This is a genomic window from Thiohalocapsa sp. (genome assembly GCF_022340605.1).
In the GTDB taxonomy this organism is placed as follows: domain Bacteria; phylum Pseudomonadota; class Gammaproteobacteria; order Chromatiales; family Chromatiaceae; genus Thiohalocapsa.
This window is the reverse complement of record NZ_JAJDNQ010000100.1, coordinates 1-7,817: the sequence shown is the minus strand read 5'-3', so window position 1 is coordinate 7,817 and position 7,817 is coordinate 1. Positions and strand designations below refer to the sequence as shown.

At 66.2% G+C, this 7,817-nt stretch carries 6 protein-coding genes and 1 pseudogene; 4 read left to right on the top strand and 3 right to left on the bottom strand.

Translation table 11 applies throughout. From position 1 onward, the window contains the following. Nucleotides 1–1,150: 1,150 nt before the first annotated feature. Complete coding sequence (locus LJE69_RS13275; RefSeq protein WP_296925798.1) at nt 1,151–2,575, top strand: sugar porter family MFS transporter; 1,425 nt, start codon at nt 1,151–1,153, stop codon at nt 2,573–2,575. Between the two features lie 91 nt (nt 2,576–2,666). Here LJE69_RS13275 and LJE69_RS13270 read toward each other — a convergent pair whose 3' ends face one another. Beyond that, nucleotides 2,667–4,109 (bottom strand): NAD(P)H-binding protein, encoded by a 1,443-nt coding sequence (locus LJE69_RS13270; RefSeq protein ID WP_296925795.1) that lies wholly within the window; start codon nt 4,107–4,109, stop codon nt 2,667–2,669. Nucleotides 4,110–4,250: 141 nt separating this feature from the next. Next, nucleotides 4,251–4,562: a YebG family protein gene (locus LJE69_RS13265; protein ID WP_296925794.1), complete on the bottom strand. Its 312-nt coding sequence runs from the start codon at nt 4,560–4,562 to the stop codon at nt 4,251–4,253. Between the two features lie 178 nt (nt 4,563–4,740). On the opposite strand from LJE69_RS13265, the gene LJE69_RS13260 reads away from it, so the two are divergent. The 3 genes and pseudogenes from LJE69_RS13260 to LJE69_RS13250 all read left to right on the top strand — a co-directional run bounded on the left by LJE69_RS13260 (nt 4,741) and on the right by LJE69_RS13250 (nt 6,304). After that, a complete protein-coding gene (locus tag LJE69_RS13260) occupies nt 4,741–5,268 on the top strand; it encodes a ferritin (RefSeq protein WP_296925792.1) in 528 nt (175 codons plus the stop codon). Nucleotides 5,269–5,483: 215 nt separating this feature from the next. After that, nucleotides 5,484–5,705, top strand: a pseudogene (locus LJE69_RS13255) (macro domain-containing protein); the annotation flags it as partial. 89 nt (nt 5,706–5,794) lie between these two features. Continuing rightward, entirely contained in the window at nt 5,795–6,304 is a 510-nt protein-coding gene (locus LJE69_RS13250; RefSeq protein ID WP_296925790.1) for a type IV pilin protein, read from the top strand. Nucleotides 6,305–6,724: 420 nt separating this feature from the next. On the opposite strand, the gene LJE69_RS13245 is transcribed toward LJE69_RS13250, so the two are convergent. Beyond that, nucleotides 6,725–7,741: a dihydroorotate dehydrogenase-like protein gene (locus tag LJE69_RS13245; RefSeq protein WP_296925788.1), complete on the bottom strand. Its 1,017-nt coding sequence runs from the start codon at nt 7,739–7,741 to the stop codon at nt 6,725–6,727. Between the last annotated feature and the right edge of the window lie 76 nt (nt 7,742–7,817).

Sequence of the window (7,817 nt, the reverse complement as noted above, 5' to 3'; positions counted from 1 at the left end):
CGCCGGTTGACCGGACAGCGCGGGTCCTCCAGCGTGGCAAAGGCCGCGACAAGCGATTGCTCGCCAGGAATCGGGGTTGTTTCGACGGACACGCGCAGAACTCCACAATATCTTTGCCTTCAGTGAAGTGTGGCGCTTTTTTCAGGCCGAGTCTAAAAGTATATCGTAACAATCTGATGCGATTGCCCTGGGGAGGAGCCCCCTGTGTCGTTCGGTGTGCGCCTACCTGGAGCCCCGCTGGTTCACGCCCCGATCAGCATGACGTCTGCCCGCACGAAATGCTCCTGCGGTTGTACGACGACCCAGGCTCTCTGCGTGAATGGGGCAACACCGCGACAATGATAAGGGTGCGCGACGATCGGTGATGTTGAGCAAATAGGAACATCAGCGGGTTGGAGGTGTCTGGTTGTCGTCTTTCCGCACGGCGACATCGGTGAGCTGGTGGAGGTGACTAACGCCATGGTCGCCCACGAAGTGCCGGTCCGCGTAGACACGGGGGCTGTGCTAAGCGTGGCCGATGCCTTTCTGATCGGGCGGCGCAGCGGCGGTGGTGCGGCTCCTGCGGGGTCGAGCCTTGCGAATCGGGAGATGCCGTGCTGCTGCGCTTTGGCCGCTGGCGACGGCCCTGGAAACTGGCGGCCGCAAACTGCTGCGCCGCGGGAACCTGATCGGCAACCGTGCCCGCGCTGCCCGGTGGCACGGCTGCTCACGGCGTGACAACGCGCTGGAGCGCCCCGCTGCGCTTTTCGCGTGTTTCGTAGTGCCTCTTCAGGACGCCGCAGGTACGCATGCGACTGATACAACGTTCGCTACGTTGAGTAAGTCTGTCCAGAGTCATGACCCCATGGGAGCGACGCCCCGCTGCGATTGGACGCACATCGCGCCGAGGACGGTGCTCCCACGGCGGCGGACGAGTTCATGATCGACGCTGTAACGCGTATCTGCTCGTTCGCCGGGTGCAGAAAGGTGGCGCGAACTTCCCGGGGCCCGAGACCTGGCGCCAAGTCGGGGGGTGAAGGGGGTGAGCCGCCGCTCCGGCCGCAAGGTCTTCAGCTAAGCTCTGATTTTCGGCCTGTGGCTTTGGCGTCGTGCCGGCAGCGGCACCGCCAGCCGGCAAGGCCGGGCAACACCCGCCGGGGAGGACATAACAATGACCAGCAATCGAGACTTTTCCGAGCACTACGAAGACGCGCCCCACATCGTGCGCAAGGTGGCCATCGTCGCCTTCATCGGTGCCCTGGGCGGGCTGCTGTTCGGCCTTGACCAGGGCTTCATCAACGGCTCGCTGCCGCTGATTCGCGTGGACCTCGGGCTGAGCACGGACCAGGCGGCCTTCTTCTCCGGCGTGCTCGCCTGGGCGGCGGCGGTGGGGGCCTTTATCGCCGGCTGGGTGGCGCGCGGCTTCGGGCGCAAGAACACCATCCTGCTCGCGGCGCTCGCCTTTGCCACCTGTACCATTGTCGGCGCCTTCGCGCAGAGCTACGAGGTGCTGCTCGGCAGCCGCATCCTGCTGGGGCTGGCCGTTGGCACCGCCGCCTTCGTGGTGCCGCTGTACCTGTCCGAGATCGCGCCGACGCACATGCGCGGCGGCGTCATCGCCATGTATCAGCTGATGATCACCATCGGCATCTTCCTGGTGTTCGTGTCCAACGCCAGCATCCAGTTCGCCCTCGGCGGCCAGCATCAATCCTGGCGGCTGATGCTGGGCATCATCTCCATCCCCGCCATCGTCATGCTGCTCGCTGGGCTCTCGCTGCCGCGCAGTCCGCGCTGGCTGATGCTGAAGCGCCGCCCGGAGCAGGCGCGGGAGGTGCTGCACAGCACCCGGGCCAGCCACGAGGAGATCAACGCCGAGCTCAACGAGATGCAGGCGAGCCTGGCGCAGGCGGACCGCAAGGCGCTGCACCTCTTCGGCAAGGGCTTCTTCTGGAAGGTGCTGCTGCTTGGGGTCTCGCTGCAGGCGCTGCAGCAGCTCTCCGGCATCAACTCGGTGATCTACTACTCCACCGAGATCTTCGGCAAGGCGGGCATCGCTAATGCGGCGGTGGCCACGGTCATCGTCGGTTTCGTCAATATGCTGACCACCATCTTGGCGGTAGCCTTCGTGGACCGTTGGGGACGCAAGCCGATCCTATATTTCGGCCTCATCGTCATGGCCCTGATGCTGTTCGCGGTAGCCACGGTGTTCCGCTACGAGGCCGCCGGCGGCGACCTCGGCGACCTCGGCCAGGTGATGATGGTGGGCGCCATCCTTACTTACATCTGCGCCTTCGCCATCTCCCTTGGCCCCGTGGTCTGGATCATGTGCGCCGAGATCTTTCCACTGGAGGGCCGCGAGCTGGGCGTCACCGTCACCACCATCGCCAACTGGATCTTCACCGCAATCGTCGTCCAGTACAGCGAGATCATCCTGCACCAGATCGGCGGCGCCATCCTCTTCTATGGCTTCGCCGCTTGCTGCGTCGTGGGCCTGGGGCTCGTCTTTCTGTTCGCGCCGGAGACCAAGCGCGTGTCTCTGGAAGACCTGGAGGAGCGGCTGCGCGCCGGCGTGCGGCTCAAGAAGATCGGCGCCTGATTCGGGAGCGCCGGCTTCCAGGCGGCTCGTGTGGTGCAAGCCGCGCCTTGCGCAGGACTCAGAACTACTCAGCATTCGCCCTCGTGTGCGGTCACCGGGCAAGCCGCGCCAGCCGCCGCTGATAGCGGCGCATCACCAGGATGTGACCGACGGCCTGGGTGAGGATGTAGACATACCAGGGCAGGGCGGGCGCGTAGTCGTGGATGGCGGTCATGGTGTAGCGGCCGTCCAACAGGGTCTGGAACTCGAAGCGCGGACGGCCGGCGCCGCTGCGCCTGGCGAGCAGCCCGCCGCTGATGGCGTAGACTTGCCGGTCCGGCGTGCTCACCGTTGGCTCATGGGTCAGCGCCAGCAGCTTCAGCGGCAGCGTGCGCACCCAGACCTCCACGTTGTGGGCATCGTCGATGCGGGTTCGTACCAGCGGCCAGCAGCATTGGCCGAGCCAGCGGAAATAGTTGCCGGCCACCCAGGCGGCGTCCTCGCCCGGCGGCAGGATGACGCGCTGAATGGAGCGCACGAGGGATTGCTCGCGCATCAGGTCCGTGTCCCGGTCGCGGATGTGCTCGCGTGGGTTGCGTTTCAGGCGACCGGTGGCCGGGTCGAGGCTCGCGCCCAGGGCATCGGCGAAGCCAATGGCATCCGGCGCAATGGCCTGTTGCAGCGGATTGTCCCGCATGACGGTGTCTTGCGGCAGGCTTTCCACGATGGCACCCACCATCGGTGCTGGCGCATCGCTGACGACCCGTGCCGTCAGCGCGGCCAGGGTGTTCGGCAGCAGCGGCACGCGCAGGAAGACGCGCCTGAGTCCGAGCACCCGCGCAGTCTGGCGCAGCATGTCCTCGTAGCTCAGTTCTTCCGCGCCACCGATGTCGAAGGCGCCGGTGTAGCGCTCCGGCCGCCCGAGACAGCGCAGGATGGCGCGTATCAGGTCGCCGAGGGCAATGGGCCGGGTGAGCGAGCGCGCCGACGGCGGCAGCGCGAGCACCGGCAGTCGGCGCACCAGGTCCAGCAGCAGCTTGGGGCCGGTGCCGCCGGGCCCGACCACCAGGCTCGCGCGCAGTGCCGTCACCGGGGTGCCGTGTGAGCCCAGCACCATCTCCACCTCGCGCCGGCTCCACAGCAGCGGGGAGAAGCGGAAGCTGCGCGGCATCACGCCGCTGACGAACACGATCTGCCTGAGCCCGTTGGCCGCCGCGGCACGAGCGAAGTTGTCCGCCAGCACTAAGTCCATGTCGCGGGGGCTGGCCTGCGTGAGCCGTGACGACGGCGCCAGGGAGTGCACCAGGTATACCGCCACGTCGATGCCCGCCAGGGAAGCTTGCAGGTCTGGGGTCGAGAAGAGGTCGCAATGCCGCCAGGTGAGTCCGGGTACGGAGCACGGCGCCGCCGCCCGCGCCGGTGAGCGCGTCAGCGCCAGTACCTCGTGCCGGGCGGCCAACAGCGGCGCCAGCGCGGTGCCGATGAAGCCGCTGGCGCCGGCGATGGCGACCCGCAGTCTTGGCGCGGGTGCGCCAGGCCCGTTAATCTCTGACATGGCCGTCGCGTCCACTTGCCGCTCGTGGCGTCCAGGGTAGATGAGCGCAGAGACCGTGAAAGTATTCGGTGCAGATCGGGCTAGCGATAGCGTAACTCGAAAATCAACGGCTTACCGACCACGGTCTCTGGGCTTATCGCGTCAGCCGGCCGCCTTCAGCGGGGTCACATCGGCGGGCGTCGTCTTCTCGGCCGTGTCGGTCTCGGGAGGCGGCGCCGGCTCCTTGCCCTTCAGGATGCGCTCGACGGTCTTGGCGTTGCGCGCCAGGTAGATGGTCAGCTCTTCGAGCTGACCGTCACCGAGCGTCGGCAGGACGGCGTCGTTGCGCAGTAGCTGCGCGAGGCGGTCGGCGTTTTCCAGCACCCTGTCGTAGGCATCGGCGGCCTTCTTGTCGGCGGTGCGCAATCTCTCGACTCCGTTGCGGTCTTTGACGATGTATTCGATCTCGATCATCTGATGCTTGCCTGGTGATACCCATGTCGGCGGCGCGAAGTATAGCGACCAAGGCGGTGTCGACGTGTACCGCGATGGCGCTCGGCTTGAAAACTGTCCCGCCATTGTCAACTTTGCAGCCCTGTGAGACGCCACGGCGTCGCCGACCGCAGTCCAGTGCCAACCCGGAGCTGTTGCCATGATTTCCGAAGCCATGTGCACGCGGATGAACGAGCAGATCAACCGCGAGCTGTACTCCGCCTACCTGTACCTGTCCTTGTCCGCCCATGCCGAGCGCATCAACCTCAAGGGCACCGCCGCCTGGTTCATGGCCAAGCATGGTGAGGAGATGGTGCACGCGCTGAAGATGTACCGTTACCTGCTGGACCAGGACGCTGCCGTCGAGCTCACCGCGGTGGCCGCTCCGCCAGCCGCGCCGGAGGGGGTCATGGCCGTGTTCGAGGAGACCCTTGCCCACGAGCGCTCGGTGACGGCAGCCATCAACGATTTGGTGGACTTGGCGCTGTCGGAGAAGGACCATGCCACCAACATTTTCCTGCATTGGTTCGTCACCGAGCAGATCGAGGAGGAGGCTACGGTGAACGACATCATCGGTCGCCTGCGCCTGTTCGGCGACCAGGGCCAAGGACTGCTGATGATCGACAACGAGCTCGGCGCCACCGCCAAGACCATGGGGCAAACAGCGGCGCCGGGCGCGGGTGCCTGACTCCCACACGAGAGGGGTGTTCTCCCCGCGAGGTGCATCGTGAGCAAGAAGAAGGACAAGTGCTGCGAGAAGTACAAGAAGGAGAAGCGCTGCAAGAGCTGTCCGAAGCGCAAGGGGCGATGACGAGCAACCCGTGGCGGTCCGCAGCGTGGCCCTGGCGTACGCGGCGACAGCCGGGCATTGCGAGATCTCGGTGACAGCCCGAGGATCGACCAATGCCTGAGCCCGAGATCCTGATCGCCGACATCACCAAGCTCGACGTGGACGCCATCGTCAACGCCGCCAACAGCTCGCTGCTCGGCGGCGGCGGCGTCGATGGTGCCATTCATCGCGCGGCGGGGCCGGAACTGCTGGAAGCCTGCCGCCAGCTCGGCGGCTGTCCCACGGGCGAAGCGCGCATTACGCCGGGCTTCCGGCTGCCGGCGCACTGGGTGATCTTGATCACATGAGAGCGGCAGCGGGGCCAGGCCAGCGCCGTGCAGGCCCCGAATTGCCGCGATTCCCTCGACGCGTACGGGGCAGACGAATGCGCCGCTATCGACGGCAACGCGGCTTTTCGCTGGTGGAGCTGATGATCGTTGTGGCGATCATTGGCGTGCTGGCCACCGTCGCGTCCATCGGCTATGCGCAGTTCGTCCGCCGCGCGGAGTCGATGGACGGGTATGCGCAGTTCGGCGCCTTGAAGGCGCGCATCGCCGAGTTCTATGCCACCGCAGGGGTACTGCCCGCGAACTTCAGTGAGCTTGGCCTGCCGGGAGCGAGTGGCACAGCCTATGACGGGGATTCCGGCAGCTACCAGGAGGTGTTCGGCCTCGAGAGCGACATCTGGACGGACGTCGAGTATCAACCGAAGCTCCCGTACGGCTACGTCCTGGTGCTCCGGTCCAAGACCCCCGTGGACATCGGTCTGCACTTCCAGATCAAGCCCGCGGGGGGCGGCATCCGGGTTCGCTGCATTGTCAACGAGGAGGCCGAGCGGATGCCCTACGTGCCGGCCCAATGCCGCGCCGGCAACGTCGATGACTGGAGCTGGTGAGGCGGGCCCTCAGCGCGGCGCCTGCCAAGCAACGATGCCGGAACCACGCCAACGCCCGCAGGGCGGATGAGCGAGGCGACATGCGCCGACGCCCATCGGCGGACTGCGTTTCGAGACTGGAAAAGAATGCGTTGTAGGTCGGGCTGAGGAACGAAGCCCGACACTGCGCGCGACCTCACCGCCTGTTTGTCGGGCCTCCTTCGTCGGCCCGATCGCCACAACGGCTGTTCCAGGCGCGCCGGCGTGGGAGCGCCACTGCCTTTTGTGGCGCGATCATGGCCGCGGGTCTGCCTGCCGCTTGGCGGTTGCTCGGGCGTGGTGGGCTGCCTCGCTGCCGGTCGCGGCACCAAGAGTGCCGCTCCCACAAGAGCTGCCTACCCACCGTCGACGCGCGGCATTGCAGTGGCCCTTGATGCGTTGCTAGACCATCACGCCGGGCGCGAAGCTGTAGCTGTCGATGATGTTGACGTAGTTGGCGCGCTCGAACTGCGCTGGCTCCGGCACGGCAAGTGCGCTGACGCGCCCGCGGAAGTCCGCCACGGACTCGAAGCCCTGTTGCTCCATCCACGCCTCGATGCCCTGCAGCACGACACCGGCCTGGCCCGCGCCGTTCTTGAGCAGGGTACTGCACAGGTGGACCACGTCGGCGCCGGCGAGCAGCAGCTTGATGGCGTCTTCAGGCGTGTGGATGCCGCCGGTGGCGCCGAGCGACAGGTTATCGATGCGCCCGTACAGGATCGCGATCCAGCGCATCGCCAGCAGCGCCTCCGCCGAGGTCGACGGGTGCAGGCTCGGTTCCAGGCGCAGATTGTCGATGTTGATGTTCGGCTGGTAGAAGCGGTTGAACAGCGAGACACCGTTCGCGCCCTCGGCGGCCAGCCGCTGCACCATGTTGCCGACGGAGCTGAAGCTCGGCGAGAGCTTCATGTTGATGGGGATGGAGATGGCGTTCTTGAGGGTGCGCAGGATCTCGACATAGCGCTCCTCGACGACGCTCCCCGGCTGGTCGATGTCGGCGGCAACGTAGTAGACGTTGAGCTCCAGCGCGTCGGCGCCGGCCTGCTCCAGCTCTTTGCCGTGCTCCACCCAGCCCGACGGCGTGACACCGTTCAGGCTCGCGATCACCGGGATGTCCAGCGCCTCCTTCAGCCGGCGCAGGTTGTCCAGATACTGCTCCGGCCCGGTGCTGAAGTCCTCCCAGTTCGGCAGGAAGCCGTCCTCCACCTCGGCGAAGCCCGTGTCCTGCTGGTTCAGGAAACGGTTCATGGTCTCCGTGTCGGCGTTGATGGCCTCCTCGAACAGGGAGTACATGATGATGGCCGCGGCACCGGCGTCTTCGAGCTTCTTGCACTGATCGACGCTCTTCGACAGCGGTGACGCGGACGGGACGATGGGGTTCTTGAGGTCGAGGCCGAGATATTTGGTTGTGAGATCCATGGGCTGCTCCGGGGTACTGCGGATTGGGTCGTGCCTGGCGTGCGAATGCTACCGAGTGCGGAGTGCGTCGTGCGAA

Bases quoted from the DNA above. Each gene is read 5' to 3' on its own strand.
- LJE69_RS13275 (WP_296925798.1), top strand. From the start codon at position 1,151: ATGACCAGCAATCGAGACTTTTCCGAGCACTACGAAGACGCGCCCCAC.
- LJE69_RS13270 (WP_296925795.1), bottom strand. From the start codon at position 4,109: ATGTCAGAGATTAACGGGCCTGGCGCACCCGCGCCAAGACTGCGGGTC.
- LJE69_RS13265 (WP_296925794.1), bottom strand. From the start codon at position 4,562: ATGATCGAGATCGAATACATCGTCAAAGACCGCAACGGAGTCGAGAGA.
- LJE69_RS13260 (WP_296925792.1), top strand. From the start codon at position 4,741: ATGATTTCCGAAGCCATGTGCACGCGGATGAACGAGCAGATCAACCGC.
- LJE69_RS13250 (WP_296925790.1), top strand. From the start codon at position 5,795: ATGCGCCGCTATCGACGGCAACGCGGCTTTTCGCTGGTGGAGCTGATG.
- LJE69_RS13245 (WP_296925788.1), bottom strand. From the start codon at position 7,741: ATGGATCTCACAACCAAATATCTCGGCCTCGACCTCAAGAACCCCATC.